Origin of the sequence: uncultured Ruminobacter sp. (genome assembly GCA_902764345.1) — a bacterium.
GTDB lineage: Bacteria > Pseudomonadota > Gammaproteobacteria > Enterobacterales > Succinivibrionaceae > Ruminobacter.
The window spans coordinates 15,881-32,131 of record CACWVT010000020.1; the positions used below are offsets into that span (position 1 = coordinate 15,881).

General features: G+C 43.8%; 13 protein-coding genes. 2 read left to right on the forward strand and 11 right to left on the reverse strand.

The features are described from left to right. Positions 1 to 29: 29 nt before the first annotated feature. From pyrH to rpsB, 3 genes are all read right to left on the reverse strand, one after another. Entirely contained in the window at positions 30 to 746 is a 717-nt protein-coding gene (pyrH, locus tag QZU58_RS05175; RefSeq protein WP_294495516.1) for a UMP kinase, read from the reverse strand. Positions 747 to 1,120: 374 nt separating this feature from the next. After that, positions 1,121 to 2,020: a translation elongation factor Ts gene (tsf, locus tag QZU58_RS05180; RefSeq protein WP_294459709.1), complete on the reverse strand. Its 900-nt coding sequence runs from the start codon at positions 2,018 to 2,020 to the stop codon at positions 1,121 to 1,123. 77 nt (positions 2,021 to 2,097) lie between these two features. Beyond that, a complete protein-coding gene (gene rpsB / locus QZU58_RS05185) occupies positions 2,098 to 2,820 on the reverse strand; it encodes a 30S ribosomal protein S2 (protein ID WP_294459707.1) in 723 nt (240 codons plus the stop codon). 486 nt (positions 2,821 to 3,306) lie between these two features. Between rpsB and map the strand changes: the two genes are divergently transcribed. Beyond that, the gene (map, locus tag QZU58_RS05190; RefSeq protein WP_294459706.1) at positions 3,307 to 4,110 is read left to right on the forward strand and encodes a type I methionyl aminopeptidase; all 804 of its coding nucleotides are present in this window, start codon (positions 3,307 to 3,309) and stop codon (positions 4,108 to 4,110) included. A gap of 81 nt (positions 4,111 to 4,191) precedes the next feature. Here the strand turns inward: map and glnD are convergent, their stop codons facing one another. The 8 genes from glnD to QZU58_RS05230 form a co-directional block, all read right to left on the reverse strand. Continuing rightward, positions 4,192 to 6,813 carry a [protein-PII] uridylyltransferase gene (gene glnD, locus QZU58_RS05195; protein ID WP_294495518.1) on the reverse strand — a complete coding sequence of 874 codons (2,622 nt, stop codon included), beginning with the start codon at positions 6,811 to 6,813 and terminating at the stop codon, positions 4,192 to 4,194. A 552-nt stretch (positions 6,814 to 7,365) separates the two neighbouring features. Continuing rightward, the gene (nqrF, locus tag QZU58_RS05200) at positions 7,366 to 8,589 is read right to left on the reverse strand and encodes an NADH:ubiquinone reductase (Na(+)-transporting) subunit F (RefSeq protein ID WP_294459727.1); all 1,224 of its coding nucleotides are present in this window, start codon (positions 8,587 to 8,589) and stop codon (positions 7,366 to 7,368) included. Between the two features lie 18 nt (positions 8,590 to 8,607). Further along, positions 8,608 to 9,204 carry an NADH:ubiquinone reductase (Na(+)-transporting) subunit E gene (gene nqrE, locus QZU58_RS05205; protein ID WP_294459725.1) on the reverse strand — a complete coding sequence of 199 codons (597 nt, stop codon included), beginning with the start codon at positions 9,202 to 9,204 and terminating at the stop codon, positions 8,608 to 8,610. Continuing rightward, positions 9,201 to 9,857, reverse strand: coding sequence for an NADH:ubiquinone reductase (Na(+)-transporting) subunit D (locus tag QZU58_RS05210; RefSeq protein WP_294459702.1), 657 nt, complete (start codon positions 9,855 to 9,857; stop codon positions 9,201 to 9,203). Before QZU58_RS05210 ends, nqrE begins: the two co-directional genes overlap by 4 nt. Then, positions 9,857 to 10,672 carry a Na(+)-translocating NADH-quinone reductase subunit C gene (locus QZU58_RS05215; RefSeq protein ID WP_294459699.1) on the reverse strand — a complete coding sequence of 272 codons (816 nt, stop codon included), beginning with the start codon at positions 10,670 to 10,672 and terminating at the stop codon, positions 9,857 to 9,859. Before QZU58_RS05215 ends, QZU58_RS05210 begins: the two co-directional genes overlap by 1 nt. A 6-nt stretch (positions 10,673 to 10,678) precedes the next feature. Then, entirely contained in the window at positions 10,679 to 11,935 is a 1,257-nt protein-coding gene (locus tag QZU58_RS05220; protein ID WP_294459697.1) for an NADH:ubiquinone reductase (Na(+)-transporting) subunit B, read from the reverse strand. Between the two features lie 3 nt (positions 11,936 to 11,938). Then, the gene (locus tag QZU58_RS05225; RefSeq protein WP_294495520.1) at positions 11,939 to 13,291 is read right to left on the reverse strand and encodes a Na(+)-translocating NADH-quinone reductase subunit A; all 1,353 of its coding nucleotides are present in this window, start codon (positions 13,289 to 13,291) and stop codon (positions 11,939 to 11,941) included. 267 nt (positions 13,292 to 13,558) lie between these two features. Beyond that, positions 13,559 to 14,956 (reverse strand): MFS transporter, encoded by a 1,398-nt coding sequence (locus QZU58_RS05230; protein ID WP_294495522.1) that lies wholly within the window; start codon positions 14,954 to 14,956, stop codon positions 13,559 to 13,561. Positions 14,957 to 15,424: 468 nt separating this feature from the next. Between QZU58_RS05230 and QZU58_RS05235 the strand changes: the two genes are divergently transcribed. Next, the gene (locus tag QZU58_RS05235; RefSeq protein WP_294495524.1) at positions 15,425 to 16,054 is read left to right on the forward strand and encodes a type II secretion system protein; all 630 of its coding nucleotides are present in this window, start codon (positions 15,425 to 15,427) and stop codon (positions 16,052 to 16,054) included. Positions 16,055 to 16,251: the final 197 nt, after the last annotated feature.

A 16,251-nucleotide genomic window follows, 5' to 3' on the forward strand; every position in this document is an offset into this window, starting at 1 on the left:
ATACGGTCGGAGACCGATAAAATCCTTTGTTATTTAATTACTGTGCCTTCCTGCTCGCCCCTGATGACTCTCATGAGGGCTCCCTGCTTATTCATATTGAACACCATGATAGGCATCTTATGATCCCTTGCAAGAATAAAGGCACTCAAATCCATTACCTTCAGTTCTTTTTCGACAACTTCCCTGTATGAAAGTTCGTGATAAAGTTCTGCATTCGGATCCTTCATCGGGTCGGCACTGTATACGCCGTCAACCTTGGTTCCCTTAATTACGGTGTCAGCCTGAATTTCAATACCGCGCAGACATGCCGCACTGTCCGTTGTAAAAAACGGATTTCCGGTACCGGCGGAAAGAATTACTACCTCTCCCTTCTCAAGTCTGGAAATGGCATCCATCCATGAATAAGGAGTGGTAATTCCCTGAATTGGCATTGCTGACATTAAGGTAGTCTTAATGTTGTTTCTTTCAAGTGCATCCCTCATGGCAAGACCGTTCATAACGGTAGCAAGCATTCCCATGTGATCACCGACAACACGGTTCATGCCTGATTCAGCAAGCTTGGCACCTCTGAATATGTTACCGCCACCGATTACCAGGCCAACCTGGACACCGGCCTTTACGAGTTCGCCGATCTCCTCGGACATTCTCTGTAAAACATCAGGATCAATACCAAAAGCCTCTTTACCTTCAAGAGCTTCGCCGCTAAGCTTTAACAAAATTCTTTTATATGCTACGTCTGCACTCATTTTTAACTACCGTCAATTTAAATCTTTTGATTATGCAACCGACACCGCAACGGTTCCCGTTTTCACTTTTCGGGATCCCGGCTGTCATTCTTGCAACATTGATTATTTCATAACAATTATTCCGGAATACTCAGCAGGATCGGTCTTATCTCAATTCCCGAAAAAACGTTCCGGATTTTCAGCCAACAAAAAATCAAGTAATTATAATCTATATTTGTCTTTTTAGTCCATAGAGTACGCATGACATCTTTTCTACAATCACTGCCATGTCTCAGCTTCACGACTGAAGAAAAAGATGGAAAACAGCATTCATGGAAATTAAAAAAGGCTGTCCAAGGACAGCCTTTTTTATGACGTTTAATCAAAAGTTAAAATTACTTCTGAGCGGCAGCAACCTGCTGAGCAACTTCAGTAGCAAAGTCAACAACCTGCTTTTCGATACCTTCGCCAACAACCATGCGAACGAATGACTTAACAACAGCGTTGTTCTTCTTAAGAAGATCACCAACGGTGATGCTGTCATCCTTAACGAAGTTCTGAGTGGTAAGAGATACTTCGCCGGTGTACTTAGCCATACGACCGTTGATAATCTTTTCAACGATTTCAGCTGGCTTTGGCTTAGCAGCTTCAGCATTTTCTTTCATAGCGATTTCAAGCTGAACCTGACGTTCATGTTCAACCTGTTCAGCAGGAACATCAGAAGGATTTACATACTGTGGAGCAAGACCGCAAACGTGCATTGCAACATCGTTAGCAAGAGCACTGTCACCACCTTCCATGTCAACTAAAACGCCGATACGCTTGTTGCCGTGAATGTATAAACCAACGTTACTACCCTTAATTGCGGATACACGACGGATTGACATGTTTTCACCAATCTTGGCAATAAGATTGTTTAAGAAAACTTCAACGGTTTCACCGTTTGCGTAGGTTAAAGCCTTGATTGCTTCAACATCGGTAACATTGTTTTCAGCTGCAAGAGCAACAACGTTGTTACAGAATTCATTGAAGCTTGCATCCTTAGCAACGAAGTCGGTTTCGCAGTTGATTTCAGCGATGAACACGCCGTTAGCTGATGATGCAGAAACGATAACGCCTTCAGCGGTTACACGACCGGCCTTCTTTGCAGCCTTAGCCTGACCGTTCTTACGCATGTCGTCAATTGCCTTTTCGATATCACCGTCAGCAGCAACCAGAGCCTTCTTACAATCCATCATGCCTGCGCCGGTACGTTCACGCAGTTCCTTTACGAGAGCAGCAGTAATATTAGCCATCTTTTTAATATTCCCTAAAATTCTTGAATAAATGAGGAGAGCCGGCTCTCCTCATAATTTACGAGTTGAGTGTCAGATTAAGCTTCAGCAGCTTCTTCCTTGGCACTTGCGGTAGCAGCAGCTTCACGAGCTTCGTTAACGGTTGCAGCTACGGCACTGAGGTAAAGGTTGATGGCACGAATGGCATCATCATTACCAGGAACTACATAGTTAACCTGATCTGGGTTTGAATTGGTATCAACAACTGCAACTACAGGAATACCGAGCTTGTTAGCTTCCTTGATTGCAATGTGTTCAACTTCAGCGTCGATTACAAACAGAACATCAGGTAAACCGCCCATATCCTTGATACCGCCAAGGCTCTTTTCAAGCTTAGCCATATCACGGGTACGTTCAAGAGCTTCCTTCTTGGTAAGCTTGTCAAAAGTACCGTCGGTAGCCTGAGTTTCGAGTTCCTTAAGACGCTTAATTGACTGTCTTACGGTCTTCCAGTTGGTAAGCATACCGCCTAACCAACGATGGTTAACGTAGAACTGACCGCACTGAGAAGCAAATTCCTTAACCTGTTCAGAAGCAGCGCGCTTGGTACCGACGAATAATACCTTACCCTTATCTGCAGCCTTCTTGCTGATGAAGTTTAAAGCATCGTTGAAGAGAGCTTCGGTCTTGTCGAGGTTGATGATATGTACACCATTACGTGAACCGTAAATGTACTGCTTCATCTTAGGATTCCAGTAGCGGGTCTGGTGACCGAAATGTACACCAGCTTCGAACATTTCGTTAATTGAAACTTTAGCCATTTTATTAATTTCCTTATGGGGTTATTCCTCCACCGAACGGGAATGTGAACTGATAACAGCACCCCCACATTTACCTTTTTTATATCCGGTGTGTGTATTAGACAAAAAAACCTCCGGCACCTGCCGGGCTTTTTATACAATTTGAATAAAAAGCGTGCAGATTATACATTATTACGTTCATGTATTTCAATATTTTTTATTATATGACACAGTGATGTACAAACCTTCCCAAAAGCCTGCAGGCATCTATTCCAAAAGCCCACGAAAAATTTCCGTTCTTCTGCTTTTTCGCTGTTCAATGACAATCATTGATGCGTGTATTTAAAGATAATAATTTTCATTATTCCAAATAAGAAAAACAATCCGTCACTCCAATGGTATAATACGGCCGTGGATTTTATTAACAGCCCGGAAGAAAAGTGTCCCCGCAAGACATGTCAGAAGGCTGAAAGTTTTTATCAGGTATTTATCAGTTAAGATGAAATTATGGCCAGTAACATTATCATAAAAACCCCTGAGCAGATTGAAAAACTCAGGGTTGCAGGAAAGATCGCAGCCGAAGTTTTGGAAATGATTGAGCCTCATGTTCAGGCCGGAATCACCACCGAGGAACTGGATGACATAATGCTCAGATTCATAGAAGACGACAAACAGTCGATTTCGGCATGTCTGGGATACCACGGTTATCCAAAGTGCACCTGCATCTCAGTTAATGAAGTTGTGTGCCACGGTATTCCGGGAAAACACAAGCTTCACAACGGCGACATCGTAAACATTGACGTAACCGTAATCAAGGACGGCTTTCATGGAGATACCAGCAAAATGTTTATAGTAGGCCAGACATCTCCAAGAAATCATCAGTTGGTAAAAGTTACCCAGAACTGCCTCTATGAAGCCATCCGAGCCATGGGACCAGGCAAGAATCTGACTGAAGTAGGCAGGGTTATAGAGGGCATTGCCAAAAAAGAAGGATTTTCTATCGTCCGAGACTACTGCGGTCACGGCATCGGCGAAGGGTTCCATGAAGAACCGCAGGTCGTTCATTACTATCCGAATCCGTACAGCCTGATTCTCAAGCCGGGAATGGTGTTTACCATTGAACCGATGCTGAATGCCGGAACATGGAGAGTTAAGGTTAACCGCAAGGACGGATGGACTGTAACAACTGCCGACAAACAGCCGTCAGCCCAATTCGAGCACACCATAGTGATAACTGAAACCGGGTGCGAAGTCCTGACATTACGACAGGAAGAGGAAGAAACACTGGGACGCTACATAACGGCAAAATAACCGTTCAGTAAATTTCAAAGAAGCTACAGAGCCGTAAAACACCCAACCAAAGTGTTTTACGGCTTCTTTTATCGTTACGCTCTACAGTTCACCGCTCTGTGAATCAAGACGTGATACCAGCTGTTCCCGCAGTGATTCTCGGCATTCGGCAGATATGGCCATTCCGTTCTTATCGGTCACGGAAAAGAAGTCATCAGCCCTCTCACCTGTTGTAGTAATTTTGGCAGCATGAATTATCAGCTCATTCTCGCTGAAAACCTGGGCAATTTTCGCCAGAAGTCCGGGAATATCCAGTGTGGTGATCTCAAATGAAGTCACGGCAGCGTTACCGTCATCAAGAAAGGTTATCGTCGTCGGATGCCTGAACTGTTTCAGACGCTGCGGCATCGGTTTAATCCTGGAAGGAATAAATTCCTCTGCGGCAAGGGCCGTGGACAGAGCCTTTCTGATGGCGGGAATTCTGTCAAAATCAATCTGACTGTCATTGTTGTCCACAAATGTGAAGGTATCCAGGGCATAATTATTGCCGGTATTTGAAATAATGGAAGCCAGCACGTTAAGATTTTTTTCCGCCAGCACACCGGTTACCCTGGCAAACAGACCATTACTGTTTTTGGCGTACACAAAAAGCTCTGTACCGTTTGTAGACTTATTCTGTCCGAACAGAATCAGAGGACTGTCGTCACCGGAATGGTTAATGATATTCTGCGTATGCCAGGCTATCTGCTCCGGCTGATATCTTATAAAGTACTCAGCTCCGAGATTAGTCCATATTTTGAATATCTCCAGAGGATTGTTACCCATTGCCGTGAGAACTTCCATTGCTCTTTTCTGATTCTCCCTCACATGAAGATTCAAATCAGGCGGATTCTCCAGCCCCTTGCGGAGAGCATCCCTTGTAGCAAAATACAGGGTTCTCAACAGCGTGTCTTTGTAGCTGTTCCATTCCGTATCATTCGTTCCGCATATATCGGCCACGGTAAGACAGTAGAGATAGTTAAGAAGATTCTCATCACCTACGCGTCTTGCAAACTCAGCAACCACTTCCGGTGATGAAATATCTCTTCTCTGCGCCACAATTGACATGTACAGATGATTGCGCACAACCCAGGCAACCAGCTTACTTTCATAGCGGTTATATCCGTGAAGCTGACAGAAATAAAGAGCCTCAGGAGCCCCGAGTTCAGCGTGGTGTCCCCCCTGCCCCTTGGCGATGTCATGGAACAGAGCCGCTATAAACAGAAGTTCAGGCATGGACAGATGGCTGTATATCTGACGGAAAAGACTGAATTCGGAATTTCTCTCATGGGTAAATCTGTAAATATTCCTCAGTACCCTCATGGTATGCTCATCCACGGTGTAGGCATGGAACATGTCAAACTGCATGAGCCCCACTATCTTTTCCCAATGAGGCATGTATAGGGACAGAATATGATGCTTATGCATTATCGGCAGTGCCACTACAAGAGCCCTCGGCTGTCTGATTATTTTTTTGAAGGTTTCACGGCACTCCAGTCTTTCATACAGGTAATAGTTTATGCTTCGTCTGGCATTCCTTAGGTATCTTATGCAGTTTACGTGAATCCCCGTCAGCTCCTCCCTTTCCGTCAGAATAAGAAAAAGCTCGAGAATAATCTGAGGACGGGTTACAAATATCTTTGGATCTATTACATCGATAAGGTTATCGCGAAAAAGAAAATACTGGTTAAAGATTTTCCCCTCAATCACTTTTTCAGGAAAGATCTTCTCATACATAAGCTGCATGGCAATTTCATTAAGCTCAACAACTCTGTGAAGGGTCTGGTAGAATCTTTTCATGAGAGTTTCAACCGGCGTATTTCCATCCCCGGTATAGCCGAGGTAGGTTGCCACCTTCTGCTGTCTGTCAAAGGTAAGTCTGTTATCCGGCTTACTGATTGACAGGTGAAGGGCAAATCTTATTCTCCACAGAAAATCCTGACATTCCTTTAATTCAAGATATTCCATACGGGTCAGGACACCGTTCGTATACAGTTCCCTAAGCCCGGTAATGCCGAACCCTTTGTGAGCTATCCAAAGAATATTCTGAATATCCCTAAGGCCCCCGGGATTATTCTTCAGATCTGGCTCCAGTTTATAGATTGTGTCGTTGTGAGAAGAATGTCTGGCATTCTGCTCAGCCATTTTTGTCCTGTAGAATTCACGTATAGGCCAGAACACGTCAGACTCAACCCGTTCCTTAAACAGTCCGTAGGTTTCCTCGGATCCGGCAAGAAAACGTGATTCCAGATAATTGGTGGCAATTGTTACATCCTTTGCACCTTCCTCAAAGCACTCCTCAAGAGTGCGGACGGACTGTCCGATGTCAAGCCGCAAGTCCCAGAGAAGGCTGGTAAACTCGGAAATTCTTTCATTAAGTTCAGCAGTTATGGGAAATCTGCTGATAAGAAGGATATCTATATCGGAATGAGGCTGTAAATCGGCTCGTCCGTACCCTCCGACCGCAACCAGACAGAGACTGCTGAATCCCTCGAAACCGAACTGACGGAAAAGCCTGCGCATAAGTTCGTCAATAAAGGAGGATCTGTTAAGAACCAGCTCATTAACGGTAACACCGGCAAAGAAGGCTTCCTTCATGTCATCAAACTGACGGGCAATGGCTTCACGCCCGTTCTGCATGTTAATTTCAGTTTCCGGCCAAAAACCGGTATTCCCGTCATTCATAATTTAAATCCTGTTCACCACTGATTATTGTTTTCATTTCTTAAGCGAACATGCGCTCATATTCATCCAAGTTACATTACTTATTGTTATCTCTACAAAATTCATGCCTGTTCATAGACTGTAACGTACTTGGATCGGCATCCAACATCCGCAGACGGCAGAACATTGAATAAGAAAATTGTATACCAAATTTTAAATATTACTCACGTACACGGCACAAAACTCCGCAAGAAATTAATCTAGCGCATAAAAACGGGCTTAATACCGAACTCCAGAAATTCGCCAAGCTTAAAGCACACGCAGAAAAGACTGTTGACTAGCGCCATACAGCAATTCAGTACCTGTAATACGGAGTGGCAAATATATTTATATTATTGAAGAAAACTAAAGCATTGCTTTTGCATACCGGAATGAAGAGTACCACTTCACACAGTAACGATAGCTGACTTCTCCGGGGCTAACGGCAATTTAATGAAAACCTAACAAAAAGCCTCCGCTCCTATTGGAAGCGAAGGCTTTTCAGTTACATGCTTAACATGTCAGCTGTCGGAATTAACCGCCGAAGTTATCCAGAAGGATGTTTTCGTCTTCAACACCGAGGCTGTGGAGCATGTCAATGGTTGACTTGGTCATCATTGGAGGACCGCACATATAGAATTCACAGTCTTCAGGAGCCTTATGATTCTTAAGATAGTTTTCATAAAGAACATTGTGGATAAATCCGGTGTAACCTGTCCAGTTATCCTCAGGCTGTGCATCACTTAAGGCAATATGCCAGGTGAAGTTAGGATGTTCCTTTGCCAGCTGATCAAATTCTTCCTGATAGAATACTTCCTTGAGTGAACGTGCACCATACCAGAAGCTGATCTTACGGTTTGTCTTGATTCTCTTGAGCTGGTCAAAGATATGTGAACGCATTGGAGCCATACCTGCACCACCGCCGACGAATACCATTTCAGCATCAGTTTCCTTGGCGAAGAATTCACCGAACGGACCGGAAATGGTTACCTTGTCACCTGGCTTTAAAGACCAGATGTATGAAGACATCTGTCCAGGAGGAAGGGTAAGATCACGAAGAGGCGGAGTTGCAATTCTCACGTTCAGCATGATAAGACCCTTTTCTTCAGGATATGAAGCCATGGAGTATGCACGCAGAATGTGGGTATCAACCTTGGAAACCAGATCACGAAGCTTAAACTTATCCCAGTCATTAAGATACTTTTCAGGAATATCAAAATCACGGTAGTTTACGGTATGAGGCTCAGCTTCAATCTGAATGTAACCGCCAGCTCTGAAAGGAACTTCTTCACCTTCAGGAATCTGAAGACGGAGTTCCTTAATGAAGGTGGCCACATTGTTATTGGAGATAACGGTACAGGTCCACTTCTTAACACCGAAAACTGAAGCAGGAAGTTCAATTTCCATATCCTGACGAACACCGACCTGACACGCAAGTCTCCAGCCTTCGCGAACCTCACGCTTGGTCAGATGACCGAGTTCGGTAGGAAGAACATCACCACCGCCCTTGGTAACCTTACAACGGCACTGACCGCAGGCACCGCCACCGCCACATGCTGATGGCACGAAAATTCCCTGACTGGCAAGAGCCGTTAACAGCTTGTCACCTGCCGGAACCTTTATTGCCTTTTCAGGATCGCCATTAATACCGATGGTTACATCACCGCTGTTTACCATGAAGTGCTTGGCAACCAGAATAGCCAGTACCAGACCCAACACGATAAGGATAAATAAACCAACACCATATAATACGGTTATCATTTAACTTTATCCCCCTTAAAGCTTAATACCAGAGAAAGACATAAAGCCTAAGGCAATAAGTCCCGCAGTTATAAACACGATACCTAAACCGTTAAGACCGTTAGGAGTATGAGCATACTTAAGTTTTTCACGGACTGCAGCCAGCAGAATCAGGGCAATGGCCCATGAAGTACCGGAACCGACACCGTAAACCACGGATTCCGTAAAGTTGTACTCACGCTGTACCATGAATGATACACCACCGAAAATAGCACAGTTTACGGTAATCAGAGGAAGGAAAATACCCAAAGCGGAATAAAGGCTTGGCACGTACTTATCCAGAAACATTTCCAGAATCTGAACCAGTGCGGCAATTACACCGATATAGGTAATAAAACCTAAGAATGATAAATCAATACCAGGCTGAATGGCATTAGGCTTCAATACGTATGTGTATACGAGATTGTTAACCGGAACGGCAATGGTCTGAACGACAATTACCGCAATACCCAAGCCGATGGCTGTCTTAACCTTCTTGGACACAGCCAGGAAGGTACACATGCCCAGAAAGAAACTGAGAGCAAGGTTTTCTATAAAGACAGACTTTATAAATAAATTAAGTAAATCCATTATGAAGCATCCTTACGTGATGTGTCGTACTCAGGCTTGGTATTAATCTTGTAAACCTGATTGGTTAACCAGATTAACAGGCCGATTAAGAAGAATGCGCAAGGAGGCATGAGCATGAAACCGTTAGGTACATACCAGCCGCCGTCATTTACGGTCTTTAACAGAGTGATGTCGAACCACTTACCTGAACCGAACAGTTCGCGAACAGTACCGAGGAAGCAGAGAATAATACCATATCCGATACCGTTACCGAGACCGTCGAGGAAAGACAATACAGGCGGATACTTCATGGCGAATGCCTCAGCACGTCCCATAACTATACAGTTGGTAATAATCAGACCCACGAACACTGACAGCTGCTTTGAAAGATCATAGCTGAATGCTTTCAGTAACTGGTCAACAATGATAACCAGTGAAGCGATAACGGTCATCTGGGCGATGATTCTCACACTGTTAGGGATATACTTGCGGATTGAAGAAATAATCAAGTTAGAGAATGCAGTTACGAAAGTTAATGCAAGACTCATAACGAGAGCAGTCTTCATGTTTGAGGATACTGCCAGAGATGAACAGATACCGAGTACCTGAATCATTACCGGATTATCCTTAATCAAAGGTCTTGTAAAAACCTCTTTTGCAGAAGGTAAATCACTCATTATTTCACCTCTTTATTCTTGAACTGCTTTAATAACGGTGCATATACCTCTTCAAACCAGTACTTAACGGAGTTATTAACACCGTCGCTGGTAAGGGTGGCGCCGGAAATGGCATCAACCTGGTACTGACTGTTACCGTCAGCATTTTTCTTAACTGCAAACTGATAGCTGCTGTTCTCATCGTAAAGCTTCTTGGAAATCCACTTTGCGGTGTAGTTAGGATTGGTAACTTCCGCACCGAGACCTGCAGTTTCACCCTGATTGTAATACTTAAGGCCCTGAATGGTTGAACCATCGGCACCTACGGCAAGATAACCGTACATGGTAGACCATAAGCCCTGACCATAGAACGGAAGCACAATCTGGGTAACTGATTTGTCTTCAGCCTTTACAAGATATACTGGCATGTACTTGGCATGAGTCTTGATGCCTGCAAAATCCTTGGCAGAGTCGATGTCAGCGTTATGACCAGGAAGCTTGGCTTCGGATACGAAATTATAAGAACCGGCACAGTCTGACACGGACTTATTGTCATCGCAACCTACAGCCTTTTTAACTTCTTCAGCATTTAAGAATCTGTTGGATTCAAGGTCAAGAAGTCTGGCTTCAATCTTGGAATTAAATAATTCGGTAATGTCCCTACCACTGTAATCAATACCTGCAGCCTCAAGTACGCTCTTCATGCGGTCAACATTGATTTCCTTTTCCTGTAAAGGCTTAAGGATAACAACGGCAAGACACACAAGAACGGAACATACGAAGCACAATAAACCAATTACAGTGAATGTTCTCAATGTACTATCTTTGTTAGCCATTTCTTTTTACACTCCCTGTACGAACTTAGGTTTAGCCGCAATGCGCTTACGACGGTTAATATTGAACTGTGATACACAGTAGTCAAATAACGGAGCCCAGCAGTTGGCAAAGAGAATTGCCAGCATCACGCCTTCAGGGTATGCAGGATTCAGTACACGAATCGTTACAACCATTGCACCGATAAGGATACCGTAGATCCACTTACCCTTTGATGTGAAAGCGGAAGATACAGGGTCGGTAGCCATAAAGAAGATACCGAAAGCAAAACCGCCAATGATAATGTGTTCGTAGAAGTTCATCTTCAGCATGAGATTGGTTGTCTCAGGAGATACGAAAGTATTGCAGATAACAGTCATTGCAACAAGACCGATAAAACCTCCGACAACAATGCGCCATGAAGCAACACCCATCCAAAGAAGAATAATGCCGCCGATAAGAATGCCTAAGGTTGAACCTTCACCGATACATCCAGGAAGATTTCCGAGGAACGCATCAAGGTGGGACACAGGCAGATTACCGTTCTTTGAGAAGTAGCTGAGGGCTGTAGCACCGGTATAACCGTCAACAGGAACCCATACGGCATCACCTGAAATCTGTGCAGGATAAGCAAAGAACAGGAACGCACGGCCAACAAGTGCCGGATTCATGAAGTTACGGCCGGTACCGCCAAACACTTCCTTACCAATGATAACACCGAAGGTGATACCTAAAGCCACCTGCCATAAAGGAATGGTAGGAGGAACAATAAGGGCAAAGAAAAGTGAAGTAACAAAAAGACCTTCATTTACTTCATGCTTGCGGACGATACAGAACAGAATTTCCCAAAATGCACCGACACCGAATGATACGGCATAAATAGGCAGGAAGAAAATTGCTCCGATGAGCATCTTACTGTAAATTCCCGCATCCTGTTCCAGAGAACCGCCAAGCAGCTGCACCAGCGCATAATGCCAGTCGGCACTGAAAAGGCTGAATGATGTTGAGGTGTATCTGATAAAATCAGCACTTGATGCTATTGCATTAATGGTCTGATTACCAACGTTATACCATCCCCAGAACATGCATGGGAACACTGCAAAAAACACCATAATCATCATACGCTTGAAATCAATGAAGTCACGTACGTGAGTAGTGGTGTTGTGGGTAACTACGCCAGGAGTATAAAAGAAAGTTGAAGTACCTTCAAATAAAGGATAAAACTTCTCCAACTTACCGCCCTTCGCAAAGAGAGGTTCAAGCTTGTTAATAATTGAAAGAATCATCTGTTACCCCTCTAACTCAATCTTGGTTAAACACTTTCTGAGCAGTCTGCCGTACTCGGTCTTACCAGGGCATACATAAGTACATAAGGCCAGATCCTCTTCATCGAGCTCCATACAACCAAGTAACTTGGCAGCGTCGGTATCTCCGATTTCAATTGCTCTCAGAAGCATGGCAGGAATAATGTCCAGAGGCATAACCTTGTCATAGCTTTCGATAGGAACCATGGCTCTGGAACCGCCGTTAACCGCAGTATTGATATCAAAATCTCTTGGAGGGAGAAATCTGCTGAGAACGGTTCTGGTTACGGAATGCTTCTTGGCACCAGGCATAACCCAGCCTAAGAACTCACGCTTATTGCCTTCAGGAATAACGCTGATCTGCAGATGGAATCTGCCGAGATAGTCAAAGGCATCAACCGCAGTGTTTCCATTGAATACAGAGCCTGAAATCACACGGTAGTTTGAACCTGAAAGCTCATTTGCGGTAATTTCTGACACACAGGCGCCCTGAATGGTTCTGAGCAGTCTAGGCTTGATTACGTTAGGACCTGCAAGACTGATTACCCTCTCATTGTAAATATCACCGGTTCTGAACAGATGACCGATGGCAATCACATCCTGATAACCTATTGACCACATTACATGTTCTTCAGATGCTCTGTGAATAAAGTGAATGTGGGTTCCGGCAAGACCGGCAGGATGCTTACCGATAAAGATTCTTTCCTGAATCTTATTGGATTTGTATTCGGTAGGCAGGGATGCTTCGCCCTTACAAATGTACACGTTACCGCCGGTTAAGGTACTGATAACGTCAAGACCGTCGCAGAAATCCTTAGCATGGCTGCTGATTACAACCTTAGGATCGCCTGCCAGAGGGTTTGTATCTGTAGCGGTAACAAAGATGTGCTCAGGGATTGCATCAACAGCAGGAGTTTTGCTGTAAGGACGGGTTCTGAACGCTGTCCATGCACCTGATTCAATAAGCTGCTTTGCTACGTTTTCACGATCCAGTGTACTGAGATCCTCGTTAGGATAAGCATTAAACTTTCTGCTACCAACAATAGCAGAATCCATTTCGATAACTAAAGACTGGAACGCCCTTTTTTCGCCGCGGTTGATTGCAACCACCTTGCCCGGAACAGGAGCGGTGTAGCAAACGCCAGGATTCTTCTTATCGGTAAAAAGAGTCTGACCTTTATCAACAACATCACCAACTTCCACCAGCATGGATGGCTTTAACCCTGGAAAATCTGTGCCTAATACGGCAACATGCTTTACAGCATTGTTACTTGCATTAATCACATTTTCCGGTTTACCGCTGATAGGGAGATCTAATCCTTTCTTGATATTTATCATTGTTTTTCCAAAGAATAAATTGCAAAAGAAAGCTCTATGTCATTACGACACACCCAAAAAAATCACGACCCCTCCGTCCCTTTGCAAAAAAGACAGAGTAATCGGAATTGTCGTGTAGTTTATCACACAAGTGAATATTTTTGTTATTTTACTTACTAGGATAATTGATTATTTTTTGAATTTTACTAAAGGAGGAAATTAAGGAAATCTCAGGAAAAAAGAGAGCCGGCTTTTACGTGCCGGCCCCATTAAACAAGGATAAAAACTCTAAGCCCGAACTGACTCTGAGGCTTTTTTTCCGCTTTCGGCACCATATGGAGCTATGTAGATAAGCATCAGCATCCCCGGAATTGCCAGAGCGTAGCAGATAATGAAAAAATTCTCGTATCCGACGCTGTCAATAATATATCCTGCTCTTGATGTGCAGAGCGTTCTCGGAAGTGCGGACAGAGCCGTAAGGAGTGCGAGCTGCGTGGCTATGTATTTTCCTTTGGTCTCCCTGCACATATATGCAACAAAACATGCGGTACCAAGACCGGCACCAAGGTTCTCTCCGCTTATGACAAGCGAAAGCAGCCAGGTATTAGGAAACTCAAATCCGGAAGCCATGTCAGAACGGAACCCGGTTATTCCTATATTCCCGAAAATACCATTTATAAATCCGTCGGCAGAAGCCAGTATTTCCACAAACTCTCCCTGATTCTGCCAAACGTGAGTTATAAACACAAATCCAAGAATAGTAACAATCTGAGCCAGACCGAACAGCCACAAAGCCTTATTGATACCAATTTTAAGCATTATTATTCCGCCGATTATACTGCCGGCAAGCAGAGCCCAGAACCCCACAACCTTGTTTACGGTTCCTATAACCGACTTTGTGTACCCCATGTCCATGTAGAACGGCGTGGCCAATGCCGTGGCCATATTGTCCCCGAACTTATACAGGAATATAAACAGGAGCATGCTCAGGAAACTCCAAACGCCTTTGCGACCTATAAATTCCTTTAACGGTTCCACAACGGACTCTTTTATGGTTCTGGTTGAGACCTGACACTCCGCCTCCCTTATCATAAAGGTTGTACCGAGACCCACAAACATAAACATGGCTGTAAGAATTATGGTAATGCTCCAAGGCATTCTGTCACTCATATACAGAGACAGAGTACCGGGAACCAGTCCTGCAAAACGATAGGCATTCACAAAAATGGAATTACCAAGCCCCAATTCCTCATCATCAAGAATTTCCCTTCTGAATGCGTCTATGGCCACATCCTGAGTAGCTGAAAAAAACGCCACCAAAAAATAAAGAATCATTATAAGGTACAGATGGAAATCAATCTTCGGCGAACACAGCCCCATAAGAGCAAGGCAAATTAGAAGCACGGTCTGAGTAAGAAACATCCATGTTCTTCGTCTGCCTATTCTCTTCACAAAGAACAGGTCCAATGCAGGAGCCCAGACGAACTTCCATGCATAAGGCAGAGTAAGAAGAGAAAAAGCCCCGATGGTACCGATATTTATCCCCTCGTCCTTCAGCCAGGCGGAAACAAGATTGAACAGAAAATAGAACGGCAGTCCTGAACTGAATCCCAAAAAAATACACAGGAGCATTCTTTTGGAAAAAATTCGTTGCAATAAGGATTTTTGTGTATCTGATGCAGTCATGTTTCGGTATTAGTTATTTTTCTGTTCAACGATTTCCGCGCCGGCGGCTCTACTTTCAACGATAATATCCGTGCCACATTATATGTCAAGTACTTAAGTCTTTTTATGGAAGACAATATGAATAAGACCTGATATCCGTTTATATGTATGCCGTTCAGAAGAAAAAATCATATCCGGTTAAAACCTGGATGCTGACAGTTCACACGCCAACTGATATGCATCACGATTCATAAACAATCAGTAATACACCTTAGGAAAACATAAAACTATAAGCATTAAAAAAAACAACACAAAACCGAATAATATTTGTTTATCACAATAATACAGATTCTAAATATGATAATGTCTCCGACTTTGCGACACAGCAGGATTTACAGCTGATGATTTTTTGTTACAATTGAGAAGATGGGGAATCGTGTCTTTTTTTCGATAATGTATTTCTGTCCACGGATGGCAAGAGGCTTAACGATGAAAAACAAAGGATTTACGCTGATAGAACTTGTGGTTGTTATAATTATTCTTGGAATTCTCTCCGCTAGTGCGGCTCCGAAGTTCATGAATCTGAAGTCAGAGGCGCGCGCCGCAACTCTCACTGCTTTGGCAGGTTCACTCAAATCTGCTAATAATATGTTTCACGCAAAAGCTCTGGCTCAGGGACTTACCAGTTCCACGGATTCGTTCAATGAAAAAAATACTTACTTAACCATAAACGGGGTTAAATATAATCTGAAGTTTGGGTATGTTGACCGCAACAACGTTGGATACCTTGTTGACGGCAGCAGCGCCATTCCGCCAGATGCCGGCAAGGAAGCTCCGGCCAGATCTGATAAATTCAAATGTTCAAGTATGAAAACAGCATGCGAGTATGACTGGTGTGACTGCTTTCCCGGGAAAGGTAAAGATCTTGATGGGTCTCTCTCGAATTTTCAGCACGGCTCGGGTGAAAATCTGCTGCAGCTGTTTATTCCTAACGGTTACGTTCCTGCAAATTATAAAGATGACCAATGTTTTGTGGCTTACAGGAGTGCACACAAGCTACCGGCAAATACCGGCCCAGTATATCCGGCTGCCATAAGGGTATTTGCTGACGGATGTTAACATATTGCGTAACGAACCTTAAAACGAAGAGGGGAACATACTAGTATGCAGAGCCCTCGGTAATTTGAACAGAACAATTTACGATAATTTTAAGGTCGAACCCTAACTCCGCAGATCATAGTTTCTAATTTTTGATTTGCTTCTTTGGGTAAGGTATGCCGAACAAGTCGAAGAGATCTCTGGTTTTTTTAGGGATC